Here is an 18,937-nt window from a genome sequence, read left to right on the forward strand (position 1 = left end):
AAAAAGCCTGCGAAGAATTAATCTTCTACAGGCTTTTTCTTAAATAACTGAATTAGTAAGCAGTATTTTTGAATTGTGAATTATGAATTGTGAGTTGTGAATTGTGCAAGTCTAATTTAATTTCTTTTTAAATCTTAAATTTTACACCATCAATCTTGCATCTGAAATCTTGCTTCTTACATCTAACATTTCACTACTTTTTAAGTCGGTCAGAGAGTTCTCTTTTATAAGTAATTCCAATTGGGAGTTTTTCATTTTTTATAATCACGAAATCTTTTTCGGTAATATCAATTTTATCCAAAGCCACGATATACGATTTGTGAATGCGCATAAAACTCTTTTCAGGAAGGCATTTTTCTAATTCACTTGTGGTTATTGAGGCCAGATACGTTCTTTTTATCGTGTGCAGTTTCACATAATTTCCAAAACTCTGTGCAAACAAAAGCTGGTCCAGTTCAATATCCATAAAATAACCATCTACTTTTACGCTGATCGAATTTACGGTTGCTTCCTCTTCTTTGGCTTTTGCATTTTCTGTCGAAAAAAAACGGTCAACTGCTTTCAAAAATCTCGGAAAATAAATGGGTTTCAGCAAATAATCAATTACACCGTAATCGTAACTTTCCAAGGCAAATTCAGAATAAGCTGTCGTCAGGATTGTTTTGGGATGTGTTGGAATAATCTTTAGCAATTCCATTCCTGAAATCTCCGGCATATTGATATCCAAAAACATCAAATCGACGTGATTTTCGCGTAAATAATCCATCGCTTCAATGCCATTATATCCTTGGAAAACCAATTCTAATTGCGGGTTTTGTTTGATGTAATTCGCCAGCACATAATGCGCTGCCGGCTCATCATCCACAATTATACATTTTTTTGGTTCTTTCATTACAGAAACTTTTTGAGTTGCAATTTCAAATCAACGATATAGGTATTTTTATCATCCTGAATATCTAATTTATAATCTTTCCCATAAATTAAATTCAAACGTTCAATGGTGTTTTTTAAGCCGATTTTAGTCGAAACAACATCCGCTTTTTTATTCGGAATTGAATTCACAACATGCAAATGCAGCAATCCGTTTTCGACCGTAACAATGATTCTCACAAAACATTTTTCAATCGCGCAGGTTCCGTGTTTAAAAGCATTTTCTATAAAAGCAATCAACAACATTGGTGATACTTTATAGGCATTTTCATTGTCAATTTTACAATCGTAGGTTATGTCACAACGATATCCTACTCTTTCTTTTTCAAGTTGTACATAACTGTTTATAAATTCCAGTTCGTCTTCTAAAGATACGCATTGTTTGTTGTTACTTTCCAGCTGATAACGCATTAATTGCGAAACTTTCATAATCAAATCCGGCGTTCTTTCCGGAAATTCTAAACTGATTCCGTAAAGCGTATTGAAAGTATTGAATAAAAAATGTGGATTCAATTGTCCTTTTAAGGAATTCAATTGCATTTGGTTAAACAACAAAGTTTCATCCGTTTGTTTTCTGTGAATTCTGTAAAATTTAAAAACAATAATCGGACTCAAAATACAAACCAAAGTTCCTAAAACACTCGCCAATTGATAGATATAGCTTCTTTGATGCGAGTTTTGATACAGACGAAAATTGCTGAACATATCGAGCGTTGTAATCTCGTACAAAATGACCGAAAAAACGAACACTCCAAAAAGTGTTAGAAAAATATAAGTTAAAGGGCGTTGCGTTTTGAATAATATAGGAAGAAGGAAAAAGCGATTGAACTGGGCGTGCATGTATAATATGAAGTAGAAAAATATGCCCATTAAGATAGAAGCTACAGAACTAAAGAGCATCCAGTCATTTTTCAGTGTATATATGGTAAAGGAAAATCCGACGACGGCAATCTCCTGCCACCATTTGTTATCCAATATGTTATCAAACTTTTTATTCATTTTAATATTTAAATAGTTTACAAATTAAGCACAAATATTTAATTATTATTCCCAATAAATGACAAATTCAATTGGTCATTTTTAATCGCATTACATCATTTAAGAAGGCTTATATCGGCATAAGAGGAATAATTTTGGGAGATAATTTCACACTTTGAGTTTTATGTATTTCAAAAAAATTACTTTATTATTTTTCTTGATTTTTGCCTCAATTGGTTATTCACAAACCTTGTCTTTAAAAGAAGCGATAAAAACAGGTCTTGAAAACTACGGTTCTATCCGGGCAAAAAGCAATTACACCAATGCCTCGCGTGAGACGCTAAAACAATCCAAACGCGATTACTTACCGAATCTGAACTTATCAGCTCAACAAGATTACGGAACCATCAACGGGCAAAATGGTGCTCTTTACGGATTAAATGGTTTGGCCGCCGCTTCTTCAGGTCCCGCTTTACCAAACCAAAACTGGAACTCCGCTTTTGGTGCCCTTTATTTAGTCAATATGAACTGGGATTTTTTCACTTTCGGAAAAGCAAAGGAAAAAATCAATTTGGCTAAAGTTGATGTTCAGGCCAAAGAACGCGATTTGCAACAGGAAATGTTTCAACAGCAAATCAAGATTTCTGCTGCTTATTTGAATTTACTGGCAAGCCAAAGATTACTGATTTCTCAACAAAAGAATTTAAGCCGCGCAGAAGTTTTCAAAAAGACCGCTGTTGCCCGTGTTAAAAACGGATTATTAGCAGGAGTCGATTCTACATTGGCTACAGCCGAAGTTTCAAAAGCTAAAATTGCTTTGAATCTGGCTCGTAATTTCGTTAAGGAACAAAATAATAAATTAGTTGATTTGATGGGCGTTGCGCCTCAGGATTTCAAAACAGATACTTTGTTTGTGAATCAGATTCCGAAAGCCATTTTAGTTGCCGAAAAAACAACTGATAGTTTACACCCGTTACTTCAATATTATAAAACAAGAATTGATTACAGCGATCAGCAAACAAAATTATACAAGCGTTTTTATTACCCAACCATGAGTGCATTTGGTGTTGTCCAAACCCGTGCCTCTGGTTTTGACACTAATTATGTTCAGGATCAGACGGCTTTTACCAGAAATTATTGGGATGGCGTAAATCCGGATCGTTCTAATTATTTAGTCGGAATTGGAATTAGCTGGAATTTGACCACTCCATTCAGAATGAGCAGACAAGTAAGCGCTCAGAAATTTGTTTCTCAGGCTTTGAAAGAAGAATACAATCAGGCGGACAGAGAATTAAAATCACAAATGAGTTTTGCCGAAGATAAAATAAAAATTACGCTGGAGAATTTTGCAGAAGCACCAATTCAGGTGAACGCAGCTCAAAAAGCCTATTTGCAAAAATCGACTTTATACAAAAACGGATTAACCGATTTAACCGATTTAACACAAACCATGTTTACGTTAAACCGCGCCGAAATTGACCGTGATATCGTCAATAACAATGTATGGCAATCGTATTTGCTAAAAGTAGCCGCAAGTGGCAATTTCGACTTATTTATAAATGAATTTTAATTAAAGCCTAATGAATTTAATACGTTTTGCACTCCGCAAACCCATCTCCATATTAGTAATGGTAGCTGGTTTATTTTTCTTCGGAATTGGTGCCATCAAGGACATTAAGGTAGATATTTTACCAAAAATGAATTTGCCGGTAATTTATATCGCGCACCCATTTGGAGGTTATACGCCAGACCAGATGGAGGCTTATTTTGCTAAGACTTATGTCAACATTTTACCCTTTGCCAATGGTGTAAAATCGGTTGAAACCAAAAATATTCAGGGGTTAATGATCATGAAATTAACCTATTATGAAAACACAAATATGGCGCAGGCTGCTGCCGAGTTAAGTTCACTTTCGAACAGAATTCAGGCGGCTTTTCCTCCGGGAACACAGCCTCCGTTTATCATTCGTTTTGATGCTTCTTCTTTGCCAATCGGGCAATTGGTTTTGAGTAGTAAAATAAGATCCAATAATGAATTACAGGATTTAGCCAACGTTTATGTTCGTGCTTCCTTTACTTCGATTCCGGGATTACTTTCTCCGGCACCTTTCGGCGGAAGCCCAAGAACAATCGAGGTTAACGTAGATCCTGATTTATTGCGTTCACATAATATGACACCAGATCAAATTGTTGAAGCGATTCGTATCAACAATCAGACGGCTCCTTCCGGAAACGTGAGAATGGGTAATACCAATTATATTACGCCAACAAATAATACGATTAAAGAAGTTAAAGATTTTGAAAACATTCCGTTGTTTAAAGGAAGTGTTCAAAACTTAAAATTAGGCGATGTAGCGACTGTAAAAGACGGTGCCGATATTACGCAGGGTTATGCTTTGGTAAACGGAAAACGTTCGGTTTACATTAGTATTGCAAAAGCCGGAGATGCTTCGACCTGGGATGTGGTTCAGAAATTGAAAGCAGAATTGCCTAAAATTCAGAGTACACTTCCGGAAGATGTAAAATTATCATACGAATTTGACCAGTCGGTTTATGTAATCAATTCGGTTAAAAGTTTAATTACAGAGGGAATTATTGGTGCGGTTTTAACCGGATTAATGGTTTTACTTTTCCTTGGAGACAGACGTGCGGCTTTGATCGTAATCTTAACGATTCCAATTTCGATTATTTCCGGAGTTTTATTCCTGAAATTATTCGGACAAACCATCAACTTAATGTCTTTAAGCGGACTGGCGTTGGCAATTGGAATTTTGGTAGATGAAAGTACCGTAACGATTGAAAATATTCACCAGCATCTCGACATGGGAAAACCCAAGGCGCTCGCCATTTGGGATGCCTGTCAGGAAATTGCGTTGCCTAAATTATTGATCTTACTTTGTATCCTGGCTGTATTTGCTCCGGCATTTACGATGGTCGGAATTCCGGGAGCGTTATTCTTGCCTTTGGCTTTAGCAATTGGATTCTCGATGGTAATTTCATTTTTGCTTTCGCAGACATTTGTTCCTGTAATGGCAAACTGGTTAATGAAAGGACATGCAAAAATAGAACATGAACCAACAATCACAGACGACGAAGCAGAATTTAACGCCTGCGGATTAACACCAGAATCGGAGAAACAATTAATCACACAGAAAAAAGGTTACGTTGAAAGACATGACACTGATGGAAACGGAAAAATTGGAGCTTTTGAGCGCTTCAGGATCCGTTTTATGCGAACATTAGATCGATTGTTTCCATTCAAAAAAACCGCTGCTTTGGTGTATCTTGTTTGCGCTACCCTTCTTGCTGTTACGTTTATTACATTTATTGGAAAAGATGTTTTCCCGAAAGTAAATTCAAGTCAGTTTCAGCTGAGAATGCGTGCTCCCGACGGAACCCGTTTAGAACGTACCGAAGAAAAAGCCGTTATTGTATTGAAAGAATTGCAAAAAATGGTAGGAAAAGAACATATCGGAATATCTTCTGTTTATGTTGGACAACACCCTTCGTTATTCTCTATCAACCCGATTTATTTGTTCATGGCAGGTTCGCATGAAGCCGTATTTCAGGTGAGTTTGAAAGAATATCACACCGATATGGACGACTTTAAAGACGATTTCAGAGCCCGAATTAAAAAAGTATTACCCGATGTAAAACTTTCTTTTGAGCCAATCGAATTGACCGATAAAGTATTGAGCCAGGGTTCTCCTACTCCAATTGAAGTTCGTATTGCAGGAAAAGACAAAAAACGAAATGAGTTATACGCCAATAAAATTGTAGAAAAACTACAAAAAATAGCGTATTTCAGAGACGTACAAATTGGTCAGCCCATTCATTATCCAGCTATGAATATTGACATTGACAGAACACGTGCTGCCGAATTAGGCGTTGATATGAATGATATTTCGAGATCGCTTGTAGCATCAACCTCATCATCAAGATACACGGAGAAAAATACATGGATTGACGAAAGAGCCGGATTGTCGTACAACGTTCAGGTTCAGGTTCCGTTAAACCAAATGAAAAGCAAAACCGATATTGGAGAAATTCCGGTATTGAAAAACTCGCTTCGTCCGGTTTTAAGTGACGTGGCTAAAATTACACCCGGCTTTGTAAGCGGTGAAAATGACAATTTAGGGGCTATGCCATACATTACCGTTACAGCAAACATCAACCAGACCGATTTGGGGACGGCCACTAAAGATGTAGCTGCAACAATAAATTCATTGGGCGAATTACCACGCGGTTTATTCATCAACCCAATCGGTTTAAGTAAAGTATTGGAGGAAACATTAAGTAGTTTACAAGTAGGATTATTGGTTGCCATTTTTGTAATCTTCTTAATGTTAGCCGCTAATTTCCAGTCATTCAAAGTTTCGCTGGTAATTTTAACAACCGTTCCGGCGGTGGTTTTAGGAGCGTTATTAATGCTGACGATTACCGGTTCAACCTTAAATTTACAATCGTATATGGGAATCATCATGTCGGTTGGAGTTTCGATCGCGAATGCCGTTTTATTGGTTACCAATGCCGAGCAATTGCGTAAAATAAACGGAAACGCCTTAGAGTCGGCTCGTGAAGCTGCAGCGCTGCGTCTTCGTCCGATTATCATGACTTCGGTAGCGATGATTGCCGGAATGTTGCCAATGGCAATTGGTCATGGCGAAGGTGGCGATCAGGTTTCTCCGTTAGGAAGAGCGGTTATTGGCGGATTATTATTCTCGACCTTTGCCGTATTGCTAATCCTGCCGCTTATCTTTGCGTGGGCGCAAGAACATACAACGACACAATCGGTTTCTTTAGATCCTGAAGACGAAGAAAGCATCCATTATATCTCATCATTAAATAAGTCGAAAGTTTAAAAGTCATAAAGTTGAAAGTCCAATCGTAGTGTAACTAAAAAATAAACACATAGAAACATAGAATTGTATGTCAAAAAAGAGAGAAGAAGAAACAAGTTTCCACACATAGCTAAACTATGTGCATTTAAATTAGTGAAACGCCTTTTTTAAAGCTTAAACAACTATGTATCTATGTGTTAAAAAAATTACACTCAACGGTTTAAAACATATTTATCATATAAAACCAAAAAATGAACACTAAAATTATAAAATATAGCGCGCTGTTTTTTACAGCACTATTTTTCCTGAACAGCTGTAATTCCAAAAAAGAAGAAGCTCCTGTTGCAGAATTAGAACCTAAAACAGAAACGTTTCTGTTAGAGAAAGAAAAACTAACAACCGAATTGCGTTTGCCTGCCGAATTAACCGGTTTTCAACAAGTCGATTTGTATGCTAAAGTGAGCAGTTTCGTAAAAGTCTTAAAAGTTGATATTGGTTCAAAAGTAAAAAAAGGACAACTTTTGATTGTTTTAGAAGCACCTGAAATCAGCTCGCAACTGGCTGCAGCCGAATCAAGATTAAAATCGATGGAAGCCATTTACGCGACCAGTAAAAGTACTTACAACCGTTTGTATGAAACGAGCAAGGTTGAAGGAACGATTTCTAAAAATGATTTAGAAATGGCCAGCGGAAAGAAAAACTCTGATTACGCACAATATCAGGCTGCCGTTGCAGGACACAAAGAAGTTTCGATTATGAGAGGTTATCTTGAAATTCGTGCTCCGTTTGATGGTGTTGTGGCAGCAAGAAACGTGAATTTAGGAACATTTGTTGGTCCGGCAGGAAAAGGTTCAGATTTGCCTTTATTGACGATTCAGCAACAAGATAAATTGCGTTTGGCGGTTTCTGTTCCGGAATTGTACACCGGATATTTACACACCGGCGACGAAATGAGTTTTAATGTAAAATCATTACCGGAAACTTTTAAAGCAACCATCACGAGAATGTCTGGTGCTTTAGATTTAAAACTACGTTCGGAACGTGTAGAAATGGATGTTCACAATACTAAAAAAGATTTATTACCCGGAATGGTAGCCGAAGTTTTGTTACCGCTTAACGCAAAAGACAGCACTTTTGTAATCCCGAAATCGGCTTTGGTGAATGCGGCTGAAGGTACTTTTGTCATTAAAGTAATCGATCATAAAGCCACAAGAGTCAATGTAAAAAGAGGAAGAGAAATCGACGATAAAATTGAAATATTTGGCGACTTAAATCGCAAAGACAAACTGGTAAAAATTGCCAGCGAAGAAACTAAGGAAGGCGATATCATAAACGAATAACCTGCGTTTTGCTTTCTGTTTAGTGATTACCAAAAACTGTACGCATCTTGAATGCGGCATTCTAAAATTTGATTTGGTTTTAGAATGTAAATTAAAATTTGCCTAAGAGGGCGGTGCTATCGGTACCGCCCTTTTTTTGTTTTTGGGAGGCTTGGGAGGTTTCGCAGAGATTCGCTAAGATTGCACGGAGATTCGCGAAGTTTTTTGTTTTAGGCTTGTGAATTAATCTCGCAAAGACGCAGAGTCGCAAAGTTTTTTTCTCTCAGGCTTGTGAATTAAGTGTACAAAGTATTCTCATTTTTGTCATTTCGACGAAGGAGAAATCACACTAGAAGCTCGACAAAGATTGGCAAATTACTATACGTAGAATGGATTAAATCCATCCTACAATATCTTTCGTTCCTTCGAAACTGATCGCAAAAAATTCAACAAGCATTATCTAACCGTACAGTTTGTCATTTCGACGAAGGAGAAATCCCCGCAAGTAACTCGACAAAGATTGGAATTTAGATTTTGAGTTTTGAATTTTAATTAGAAGCTATTTCCCGCTGTTCCTTCCAATCTTTTGTGTCTCGTTAAAGAAACGAGACACAAAAGGATTTTCCCTCCCATCGGGGCTAGGGGTTTAGTTTTCATAAAGAAGAATCAGGTATAAGTACTTGCTCTTTTTGTATTATTTATTGCTAAACTTGTTTCGGATAAATTTAATGCAATATGGTTTTCCGTAAAAAACATAATATCAAAGTATTGATATTTGTTTAGTATTTAAAAAATTCAGCATATAATAGTAAACTAGAAAAATTATGAAATTTTTATATCAATTATTTTTAGCATTCAATTCAACTTGGTTAATAGTTGTTGTTTTTTTAGTTAAAGAAAAATATAATTTCATTTTTTTACATGAATACTCACCCTACTACTCTTGGTTACTTTTCTTACTTATTCCAATTGTTTTAAGTGCTTTAAGTTTTCTAATTGCAATGAATTTACCAAAGGATACATTACATCAAGACTCAGTTATAGAAATTGAATTAGCTAATAATAATTTTCTACCAACATATTTAGGATATTTTTTTGTATCACTTGGAATAGCAGATATTCCTACCTTAATCGTAGTCTTTACTATTATATACGTTTTCACATTTCTATCACAAACTCTTTATTTCAACCCCATTTTTTTGCTTTTTGGTTATCACTTCTACTTTATTAAAACATCTAGAAACATAAAAATATTTTTAATAACTAGAAAACAATTGAAAACACCAGGTGAAAATGGTTTTGAAAAATTAAGAAGAATCAACAATTATACTTTTATAGAACTCTAATTAACTTTTAATATGGCAAATTATATTTTCGGTAAGGTCAAAAGAAAACAAAATATGTTTAGAGTAATCGAAACAGAAAATAAGGTTTACAATACAGACCTACTCGTTTTAAATGGTGTAGAATATAGTCCATCGACTCTTATTGGAAATGAAGAATTATATCAACTTACAAATTTCTCAACTACAGAATTTATTTTAGATTTTCTAACAAATGAAATAGATACAGTCAATCATAATCAAATAACGAAAGCTGATTTAAAGAAATTATCTTTCATTTGTACGGTACAAGATGATTTATTTTTTTTTCAAATTATAAATTCCAGCTTTTTTATTAGTAAAAAATGGTTTTCAATTGATGAATTATCATTAGAAACTGATAAACCAATCATAACAATTAATCCTTTTGCGGATGCAATTTATAATAAAGAGAATGATACACTGTATTTTAAAAAATTAACAGCTGCACAAAAAATTTTTAAGGGAATGGATCAACTTTATAAAGAAGCTACAGAAGGTGAGACACAAGCATTTTTGGATAGTGATTTTCTTAATGTGAATGCTGATTTTGTAGCTAGAAATGTTACCGTTCCAAACAGAAAACGCATAGCCCTTGTTTCTGAAACATTAAACAACCTATCAGATGAAGAAAAACAAACTATTTATGATTATACAAATCAATATGGGCAAGTTAATTATCAAGATGGAAAATTTCAAATAGACAATGATGATAATTTGAAATTTGTTCTTTGGGGGATTGAGCAGAGATTTTACACGACGCCTATAGGAGGAGAGAAAAGGATAGCTAATTCAATTATAAGTATTTAAAATGATGAGTAATATTAATTTCCAATACATACAAACTACCACCATCAAGTTTACATATTAGATTTAATTAAAACAATTAAATTTTGAATTATGAATAGAGCAAGAATTGTTAGTACTGATGAAATTGTAAAGGCTGATGCTTTACTTAAACTTTATCCAAACTATAAAGAGCTTGAATTTGTTTGTATTGACGAAAAATGTTCTGTACGAATGGCACCAAGTTGTATAAAAAAAAGAAATCATAGAAAGCCTCATTTTAAAAAATATAGAACTCAAGAACACATCGAAACATGTGAATACGCAACCTTAAATGAATTGTACCAAAAAGGAAAAGGTGGAAAATTAAATAAAACACAAATTACTAAAATTGGTTATCCTTCAGTTTTTAATTTTAATGAAGATGATGGCGAAACAATGGGAAAAAAAATATCTCAAGCAAGAAATAATGACGATGAAGGAGTAACTGGTATTGGAGGGATAACTAAAGTCTATGAATTTGATGGTGAGAACCTTACATTTGATAAAAAAAACAGAGTTCAAAGCATCGATCGAATAGTAGATTGGTATTTAGGATTCCCATACAATAGGGATGTTGAAATAGAAATAAATGGTAATAAAATCCAATACAGATATTTTTTCAAACGTATAGAAAATCATACTGACCCATCAAGTTTGCAAAATAATCGAATATTTTATGGCAGAATAAGATTATCAGAAGTAAATCAAGATGTTTTTGATAAATATTCCGAAAGCGTTTTTTTTACTCTACTTGGATTTAAAGATAATGATGAATCTAAAAACGCAATGCAGAGTTACTCAAATTATTCAATAAAAATTGATAAAAAATCAATATTCAAAAGGGCTTTATCGAGATTAAAAAACAACTACAATACACTATTTAACAAAGCATTTACAGATTTTAAAAATCAATTAAATGACACTAATGTAGGATTGTACGTTTTTGTATATGGATCAATTGATGAAAATAATGATACAATATTGAATGTAAAAAAACATCATATAACATTTAGATATGATGAAGTTAGAAAAACAGTCAATGAAATCTAATAATTATTTCACTATATCAAATCTCCCGCTAGCGCGAGCATCTCGCTCGTGAACGTAAAGAATAGTAATTGTCTAAACAAATAAAAAACAAAATTATTCTGAAAAGAAATGACGTTGCGAACCTCAAACTTGAGGTTCTATCATCAAGTTTTGACCTTATGATTCCCAAATTTGAGGTTGAGAACGTCAAATTTGAAGTTCCAGATCGCAAATTTGGGGTTCCTGAGGTCAAATTTGCCCAAACCTACGGCAATTTTGAGCCAGACAACCTCATCTACGCAGGATAAAACCTCAACGATGACATAAAATACCTCATATTACCTGCTTTAAGCCCTTTATTTAGGTTCTTTCATGAAGTGTTTAGCCGCTGTCGTGAAGTTTTTAGGTCGTGAACCTAAAACTTTAGCTCTGTTGGGGTAAAACTTTAGCATGGAGAGCTAAAAATTTAACTTGATAGCCTAAATTCTCTCCCTTCGAACCTAAACGTTTTACCTAACTACCGAAACACTTCATGCCAGAGCCTAAAAATTTGTTTATTAAACCCCTGCTATCGCGAGCGTCCCGCTAGTGCACGCAAGCAAAAAAGTAATGATTCTATGGATATTTAATTATGAGTAATTAAACTGAAAATAAAAAAAATGCAAGACCAAAATTGATCTTGCATTTTTTGCAACTTGATAAATAAAAATATCTTTTTACACTGTCTGACGCTCGTGTTTTCCTTCTTTAATTTCTTCTACCATTTTTTTATTAAAAGCGGGCAAATCATTCGGGTTTCGGCTGGTCACTAAACCATTGTCTACGACTACTTCTGAGTCTTCCCATTGTGCTCCGGCATTTTTTAGATCGTTTTTAATAGAGAAGAACGAAGTTACTTTTCGACCTTCTAAAACATCGGCATCTACGAGAATTTGAGGACCATGACAAATAGCCGCTACTGGTTTTTTACTTTCAAAAAAGGAACGCACAAAATTTACTGCAGCCTCTTCTCTTCTCAATAAATCAGGGTTTATAACTCCTCCAGGCAGAACCAAAGCATCGTAATCTGCTTCGCTTGCCTGATCTAATACTACATCAACATTATATTCCTTGCTCCAATTACCGTCTTTCCAGGCTTTGATAGTTCCAGATTTCAAACTGATAATATCTGCATTCCAACCTTGCTCTTCCAGATAGGCTTTAGGTGATGATAATTCTGATTCTTCAAAACCGTTTGTTGCTAATATGGCTATATTCTTTTTCATAATTTTAAATATTTAAAACGTTATTAATTTGATTTAGCTAAAATTAGTTATTTCAGACAGCCAGCGAAAACAGAGCATGTTAAACCTTTCTTTAATAAAAGTTAATTAATTGACATTCAAATTATTATTAAAAATTAAATTGAAATTATATAAAATTGATGTGAATTTAGTTTACTATTTTATAGGATGAAAGCTAAGAAAATAATTGTATAAATGAGTACGAAATAAAATGATATTTTACGAAAACGACAAATACCACTATGAAAATTAGTTTTAAATTCAGAGACTTTATGAGGTTTCGATTTTTCAATTATATTTGTTTGGATATGACGCAAATCAGTCCCGAAAGCTTTCGGGATTGCGGAGCGTAAATAAGAACACTTTAGAGGATGACAACAATCTAATTAAAAAACATGAAGAAAATAAATCAAATCACTCTAATTGCAATTGTAATAATCATTTGTGGTTTTGGACTAAGCGGAAAAATATCTGGCGAAAAGTTCGATTCTGAAAAATGGAAAACTGCTGATTTAGATTTAGAAGACAATTGGTCATTACGCTGGGATATGATGAATAGTTTACGAAACAATAATAACTTAATTGGAATGTCTAAAAGTGAAATCATTACTTTGTTAGGAGAACCAGACGGAAGTTTAACAACACAAAGTACTTTTAAATATTATCTGGGTTATACTCATACGGGAATAAATACTGGCTCACTAGTTTTAACGTTCGATAATGGAATTGTCTCTGAAATAAGCGTGTGGCAAGGATAAAAAATTAAACCTTCTTATGAAACCAAGTCCCTAGCCCTGATGGGAGGGAAAATCCTTTTGTGGTGGGGTTCACCACAAAAGATTGGAAGGAACAGCAGGAAATAGCTCCTAATTAAAATTCTAAAAATATAATCTAACCAAAGTTTACTAAAAAAATGCTTTCTTTGAATGTATGAGCGAAACGCTTATACCAATAGAAGTGAAATTTTAGACCAAAAATAAAAACCAAAAAAAATCAAATGAAAAAATCACTATTAGTATTAACTTCAATCTTTATCCTATCCTGCGCAGACAACAAAAAAGAACCTGCAAACTCCAATAACCAAGAAACAGAAGTAAGCAAAGTGAATAAAGAAAAAAAAGTAAATGAATTAGAGAAATTCAGAACAATTTTTGAAAATAAGATTGTTGTGTTATTAAACGAAAAAGGAACTAATCTCAAAAGTAATGATGTCAGTTTTCAAACCTATATTGATGATAAAAATGTTGAGTTTATACCCATATTTACTTCAAATGATAAAATTTTAGAATCGACTGGTGGTGTTGTACTTGGAAACCAAATGGAATTGGATGGCTTTTTGTTTCTTTCGCAAAGTAGTAGTGCAAAAGAGGTGAACGTTCTTAGAATTAATCCCGCTCTTAGTGATGATACCTATGTGGATTTGAATGACTTGAAAAAATACTTTGCTAAAGAAATTAAAAAGAAAACGGAGGAACTAAAAATTAGTATAGAATAAATAAAGTTTATAGTAGATAAATTCAAAATTCACTATTGACGCGAGCGTTTCGTTCATTAAGAAAAGTATTATATAGCTATACAAATAAAAAAATCCATTTTTATAAAAAATGGATTTTTAAATGGATTATATTTTTAAGTTTATTATTTAATTTTTGAAATTTTCAACTCGTTTTGAATATAAATTATTACCAAATATAATTGCTCCCATTACAAACGGAACAAAATTAGAAATCTGCCAAAAAAGATCTATACCCGTTTTCAATCCTTCGTTCAGAGTCTCAAATATACCAAGACCAATAAAGAATAAGCAAATAACAAATAAACCAAATTGAATTTTATAATTAATCTTGATCATAGTTTTTTGAATTTATCTGACAATTGTTTAGATACTTCTTTTTCATAAATCTAATTATATATAAGAGGATTTCTTTTTATAAATATAAGAAAAACACATTAAAATAATTAAAACAAACGATATGTTTTTAAATAAATTCCTGTTTTTAGGATTTTAAAATATTGGGAAATAATTTTCAGTGATGAGATTATTTCAACCCGCTCCGCAAAGTCTCCCAACTTTGCGTTTTTTTTAGATGTTCTTAAAAAACCTCAACGCAATAAAAATCTCACGACTTTTTCCTAAATCCTACAATAGAAAACACAAATAAAAATCATAAAAATTGAATACCAGCACAAATAAACTACCTTCACAAAAAACACAAAATGAACAAAGGCGGACCCATCATTATTATTGAAGATGATTTAGACGATCAGGATATTTTAACTGATATTTTTAAAGAACTGGATTATAAAAATGAAATCATATTTTTTGCAGAAGGCGAAAAAGCTTTAGAATATTTAACGTCAACAGAAGTGGAACCTTTTATCATTTTTTCTGATATCAATATGCCCAAATTAAGCGGCATCGAACTGCGCGAAAAAATCCATCAAAACGAAGATTTACGATTGAAGTCGATTCCGTATTTGTTCTTTTCTACCAGTGCAGAACAAAGACATGTTGTAGATGCTTATTCAAAATCGATTCAGGGATTTTTTGTGAAACCTACAGGTTATAATGAAATCAAACAAACAATTAAAACTATTGTAAGTTATTGGGAGGCTTGTGTTTCTCCAAACTATGTTAAGTAGATAAACGCTGAGGAAATAAAATCTTAGAAAACAATAATAAAACTTTGTGCATTAATGTCTTTGCGAGATTATTTCCCCTTGCTGTTAAACAATAAAACTTATTTGGCTGGTGTTATAATAATATTGCGATACTCCACAGGTCCGTGATCACCCTGAAGGAATATAGGTCCGGGTTCGCTTTCATTGCTGTCTACAGCTCCACCAGTAATTCCCGGAATATTCTGATTGCTGATTACTGTTTTACCATTAGCAACAACAGTTACCATTCTTCCGATCAGGGTAATATCGTACGTATTCCATTCACCGGCTTCTTTGGCAACCATTTCATTTGGAACCAGTAGTCCATAAATCGCTCCCATTTGATCTAAAGCAGGTTCCATTCCTTTACCGTCGGTTACCTGTACTTCATAGCGACCGCGAAGGTAGACTCCGCTATTACTGCCTTTTGGAATACGAAATTCTATATGAAGTTTAAAATCATTAAATTTCTCGTTGGTCACCAGATTGACACCTGATTTTGGACTACGTAAAATACCCTTTTCTACAATCCATTGACTAGTGCCTTCTGTATGCCAGTCTTTGATAGAATTGTCCTTGAGAAGATGAATTGGTTTGCCCCAAACGGGCGCAGCAGTACGACGAAGGATTGGCGCACGAACACCTGTCCAGGTTTGAGTTTTACCGTCAACAGTCTGGAGAGTTCCGAATATTTTTTCACCTTCAATTTTACCTTCCACACGAAGATCATTGCTTCCCTGCTCCCATTGATGCGGTATTGCAAAACTAAATTTTCCATCTTTCAAATGGATTTCGGATATTGGGCGGGCACTGCCTACTACGCACATAAATTGTCCTACAAGCGTTGTTCGACCTGAACGTCTGATTTCCAGCCAGGCTGGCGCAGGTTTTCCGTCGACATCAATTGTTATGTCCCAGCAGCCTTTTAGTGTATCTTTTTCGACTGCATAAAGATTATTGCTGATTATCGTTATAAAAACAATAAATAATAAGCTCATTACCTTATTCTTGCTAAAGAAATTGGCGAATGATTTGGTTGTGGTTTTCTGGTTCATAAAGTTTTTTTTTTGATTTTTAAAGATAACTAATTTAGGATAAATCATTGATTATCGGGATAAAACGATTGACAAAATAATCATTGTTCGATTTCAAAAGCCTTCGACTTCGCTCAGATTGAGAATAACCAATCTTTGTCGAGTTTGGAGTGTGATCCTTCGTTCCTCAGGATGACAAAAATGAGTAAAAAACTTTGCGACTTTGCGAGATTATTTCACCTGTTTTAAACAAAAAACTTAGCGAATCTCTGTGTTACCTTAGTGTAACTTTTTGAAACAAAACTACTTATATCATCACAAAATATTCTCTTTAAAAAAAAATAATCAAAAAAAACTTGTGAAACCGAATAGTTGCACCTATATTTGCAACCGATTGGCTTCTTAATTAAATTGGAATACTATGAGACGAGACATTTTTCAGGCAATAGCCGATCCGACAAGAAGGTCTATTCTAACCTTAATCGCACTACAGGCAATGACGCCAAATGCCATTGCGGAGAACTTCAATACTACACGCCAATCTGTTTCTAAACACCTTCGCATACTTACCGAATGCGAACTGGTAAAACAGGAACAGCGAGGCAGGGAAATTTACTATTCACTTGAAATCGAAAAAATGAAAGAGGTTGATAAATGGATAAAACAATTCAGAGAAATTTGGGAAACCAAGTTTAATCAGCTTGATGAACTATTAATAACATTAAAAAACCAGAAAAAATGAAAAACGATTTGCTATTTGATTTTACCGTTGATAAACCATCCAAAACGGTATATATAACAAGAGAATTTGCAGCAGAACTGCCTTTGGTTTGGGATGCTTTTACCAAGGCAGAACTTTTAGACCAATGGGTTGCACCAAAACCCTGGTCAGCCAGAACAAAACATATGAATTTTGAAGTTGGCGGACGAAGATTTTATGCTATGGTAAGTCCGGAAGGCATGGAACGCTGGGCAGTTCAGGAATTTACTTCGATTAGTCCGAAAACCAATTTCAAAATGTACAACACTTTTTCAGACGAGAATGAAAACCGCGAATTACCTGGTTCTGATTGGGATTATACTTTCAGCGAACACGATGGCATCACAAAAGTGAATATTAGCATTTTTAATGAATCTCTTGAGCGTTTAGAAAAAATGATTGAAATGGGCTTTTCAGAAGGCTTTAAAATGTCTATTGATAACTTAGAAAAGTTATTGGAAACATTATCTCAAAAATAAAAATTATGGCAGCGATCAATCCTTACATACATTTCAACGGAAATGCCGAAGAAGCTTTTACGTTTTACAAATCTGTTTTTGGCGGCGAGTTTGTCAATATCAGTCGGTATCGGGACATCTCGAATGATCAATATCAAATACCGGAGAATGATCAAAACAGCATTATGCACATTGCTTTGCGTATTGGTAAAACCGGTGTATTAATGGCAAGCGACGTCATGCAGGCTATGGGAAAAGTCAACGAAACCGATAACAGATACACTGTTTCCATTATTGCGGAAAGCAAGGAAGAAGCCAATAAGCTTTTCAACGGACTTTCAGCAGGCGGTAAAATTGAAATGCCGTTAATTGATGGTCCTTCAGGAAATTACTTTGGAATGTTTGCAGATAAATTTGCCGTTCAGTGGATGGTAAATTATAATCCAAAATTCAGCGGAAAGCTATAAGATTGCATTGTGATATTCAATATAAATTTTCACAAAAAGCATATATATTTATTAAACAAACGCAACCATTTAATTAAAAATGCATCTTTATAGTAAAATCAATGCAAAATGAAAAAAATTTTAACTATAAGTATTATAGCAGTTTTATTTTTTAGCTGTTCTTCGGAGAATTCAAATTTAGATGCTCAACCTCCTACTGGCGAAAATTCATCGAAAGTAAATTTTGCTATCGGAATCAATAAAGACTCCGATTTAAGTTTAGTTTTTAAAACATTGAATGAATTAAAATTTAATATCAGGCAAATGGATGGCTTTGTTTATACTTCCGATACTCCTGAAAATGGCCTTACTAATTTAAGGGATGAATTAAATAAAAAACCCTATATAAAAACTGGTGCCTGGAGTGCCACAACTTCCAGCGTTTTTTTCCATCAGACAGAAAAGAAGACTTTTATTATAAATAGTTTTTTCGAAATGAATGTTGCCAACCAAATTGATCTTCTCAATTTGATTTCTTCAAAACAATGGCAAGACAGATTAAATGACTATAAAAGTATCAGCTTAAGCATTCCTGAAGGATCAGAAACATATTGGAAAACTGAAATTAAGAAATATTCATTTGTAAAATGGACCGAAACATTTGATCAGGTTTGTGTATCTTATCAACATACTAATGTAATTTCGGCCAATGTCCCTACTAGCGGAAATGTAAATACTAAAATCCCAATTATCATATCTTTTGGAATACTTAACGGATGTGGTGATTTTGGATCTATTACCGAAACAAATTCAGGAAATACAAAAACAATAACAGTAAAAGCGAAGTATGAAGGCTGTTTCTGCACTAGCGTTCTTGGAAAGGTTCAAACAACTTATAATTTTACTCCCACAACAACTGGAACCCACACTATAAAATTTTTACAGCCAAATGGAGAATTTTTAACGTACGCTATTACTGTTCAATAAAAATAGTACTCCGTAAAACATT

Annotated in this window: 18 protein-coding genes; 13 read left to right on the forward strand and 5 right to left on the reverse strand. The window is 34.0% G+C overall.

From position 1 onward, the window contains the following. Nucleotides 1-193: 193 nt before the first annotated feature. Both AC1RRN_RS17505 and AC1RRN_RS17510 read right to left on the reverse strand, forming a co-directional pair. Nucleotides 194-892 (reverse strand): LytR/AlgR family response regulator transcription factor, encoded by a 699-nt coding sequence (locus tag AC1RRN_RS17505; RefSeq protein WP_492968534.1) that lies wholly within the window; start codon nt 890-892, stop codon nt 194-196. After that, nucleotides 892-1,929, reverse strand: a complete 1,038-nt coding sequence (locus tag AC1RRN_RS17510; protein WP_492968535.1) for a sensor histidine kinase — start codon at nt 1,927-1,929, stop codon at nt 892-894. Before AC1RRN_RS17510 ends, AC1RRN_RS17505 begins: the two co-directional genes overlap by 1 nt. A gap of 163 nt (nt 1,930-2,092) precedes the next feature. Here AC1RRN_RS17510 and AC1RRN_RS17515 point away from each other — a divergent pair, with 163 nt between their 5' ends. The 6 genes from AC1RRN_RS17515 (at nt 2,093) to AC1RRN_RS17540 (ending at nt 11,307) form a co-directional block, all read left to right on the forward strand. Further along, on the forward strand, nt 2,093-3,478 hold the full coding sequence (locus AC1RRN_RS17515; protein WP_492968536.1) for a TolC family protein: 1,386 nt from the start codon (nt 2,093-2,095) through the stop codon (nt 3,476-3,478). 10 nt (nt 3,479-3,488) lie between these two features. Next, nucleotides 3,489-6,770, forward strand: coding sequence for an efflux RND transporter permease subunit (locus AC1RRN_RS17520; protein ID WP_492968537.1), 3,282 nt, complete (start codon nt 3,489-3,491; stop codon nt 6,768-6,770). Between the two features lie 230 nt (nt 6,771-7,000). Continuing rightward, nucleotides 7,001-8,089 (forward strand): efflux RND transporter periplasmic adaptor subunit, encoded by a 1,089-nt coding sequence (locus AC1RRN_RS17525; RefSeq protein WP_492968538.1) that lies wholly within the window; start codon nt 7,001-7,003, stop codon nt 8,087-8,089. A gap of 803 nt (nt 8,090-8,892) precedes the next feature. Next, nucleotides 8,893-9,414 carry a KwaA family protein gene (locus tag AC1RRN_RS17530; RefSeq protein WP_492968539.1) on the forward strand — a complete coding sequence of 174 codons (522 nt, stop codon included), beginning with the start codon at nt 8,893-8,895 and terminating at the stop codon, nt 9,412-9,414. Between the two features lie 12 nt (nt 9,415-9,426). Further along, nucleotides 9,427-10,239, forward strand: coding sequence for a hypothetical protein (locus tag AC1RRN_RS17535; RefSeq protein ID WP_492968540.1), 813 nt, complete (start codon nt 9,427-9,429; stop codon nt 10,237-10,239). Between the two features lie 90 nt (nt 10,240-10,329). Continuing rightward, a complete protein-coding gene (locus tag AC1RRN_RS17540) occupies nt 10,330-11,307 on the forward strand; it encodes a hypothetical protein (RefSeq protein WP_492968541.1) in 978 nt (325 codons plus the stop codon). Between the two features lie 695 nt (nt 11,308-12,002). Here the strand turns inward: AC1RRN_RS17540 and AC1RRN_RS17545 are convergent. Further along, complete coding sequence (locus tag AC1RRN_RS17545; RefSeq protein WP_492968542.1) at nt 12,003-12,551, reverse strand: type 1 glutamine amidotransferase domain-containing protein; 549 nt, start codon at nt 12,549-12,551, stop codon at nt 12,003-12,005. A gap of 413 nt (nt 12,552-12,964) precedes the next feature. Between AC1RRN_RS17545 and AC1RRN_RS17550 the strand changes: the two genes are divergently transcribed. Both AC1RRN_RS17550 and AC1RRN_RS17555 read left to right on the forward strand, forming a co-directional pair. Next, nucleotides 12,965-13,327 (forward strand): hypothetical protein, encoded by a 363-nt coding sequence (locus AC1RRN_RS17550; protein ID WP_492968543.1) that lies wholly within the window; start codon nt 12,965-12,967, stop codon nt 13,325-13,327. 239 nt (nt 13,328-13,566) lie between these two features. Further along, nucleotides 13,567-14,064: a hypothetical protein gene (locus tag AC1RRN_RS17555; protein ID WP_492968544.1), complete on the forward strand. Its 498-nt coding sequence runs from the start codon at nt 13,567-13,569 to the stop codon at nt 14,062-14,064. A 147-nt stretch (nt 14,065-14,211) separates the two neighbouring features. Here the strand turns inward: AC1RRN_RS17555 and AC1RRN_RS17560 are convergent, their stop codons facing one another. Then, nucleotides 14,212-14,421, reverse strand: coding sequence for a hypothetical protein (locus tag AC1RRN_RS17560; RefSeq protein WP_492968545.1), 210 nt, complete (start codon nt 14,419-14,421; stop codon nt 14,212-14,214). Nucleotides 14,422-14,786: 365 nt separating this feature from the next. Here AC1RRN_RS17560 and AC1RRN_RS17565 point away from each other — a divergent pair, with 365 nt between their 5' ends. After that, nucleotides 14,787-15,212: a response regulator gene (locus AC1RRN_RS17565; RefSeq protein ID WP_492968546.1), complete on the forward strand. Its 426-nt coding sequence runs from the start codon at nt 14,787-14,789 to the stop codon at nt 15,210-15,212. 98 nt (nt 15,213-15,310) lie between these two features. On the opposite strand, the gene AC1RRN_RS17570 is transcribed toward AC1RRN_RS17565, so the two are convergent. Then, entirely contained in the window at nt 15,311-16,285 is a 975-nt protein-coding gene (locus tag AC1RRN_RS17570; protein ID WP_492968547.1) for a 3-keto-disaccharide hydrolase, read from the reverse strand. Nucleotides 16,286-16,685: 400 nt separating this feature from the next. On the opposite strand from AC1RRN_RS17570, the gene AC1RRN_RS17575 reads away from it, so the two are divergent. From AC1RRN_RS17575 to AC1RRN_RS17590, 4 genes are all read left to right on the forward strand, one after another. Next, entirely contained in the window at nt 16,686-17,006 is a 321-nt protein-coding gene (locus AC1RRN_RS17575) for an ArsR/SmtB family transcription factor (protein ID WP_492968548.1), read from the forward strand. Then, entirely contained in the window at nt 17,003-17,503 is a 501-nt protein-coding gene (locus AC1RRN_RS17580; protein WP_492968549.1) for an SRPBCC family protein, read from the forward strand. The genes AC1RRN_RS17575 and AC1RRN_RS17580 overlap by 4 nt, the downstream gene beginning before the upstream one ends. A 5-nt stretch (nt 17,504-17,508) precedes the next feature. Further along, nucleotides 17,509-17,949 (forward strand): VOC family protein, encoded by a 441-nt coding sequence (locus AC1RRN_RS17585; protein WP_492968551.1) that lies wholly within the window; start codon nt 17,509-17,511, stop codon nt 17,947-17,949. 108 nt (nt 17,950-18,057) lie between these two features. After that, on the forward strand, nt 18,058-18,915 hold the full coding sequence (locus tag AC1RRN_RS17590; protein WP_492968552.1) for a hypothetical protein: 858 nt from the start codon (nt 18,058-18,060) through the stop codon (nt 18,913-18,915). Nucleotides 18,916-18,937: the final 22 nt, after the last annotated feature.

The sequence above is a fragment of the Flavobacterium sp. GW821-FHT11G01 genome, assembly GCF_058808175.1.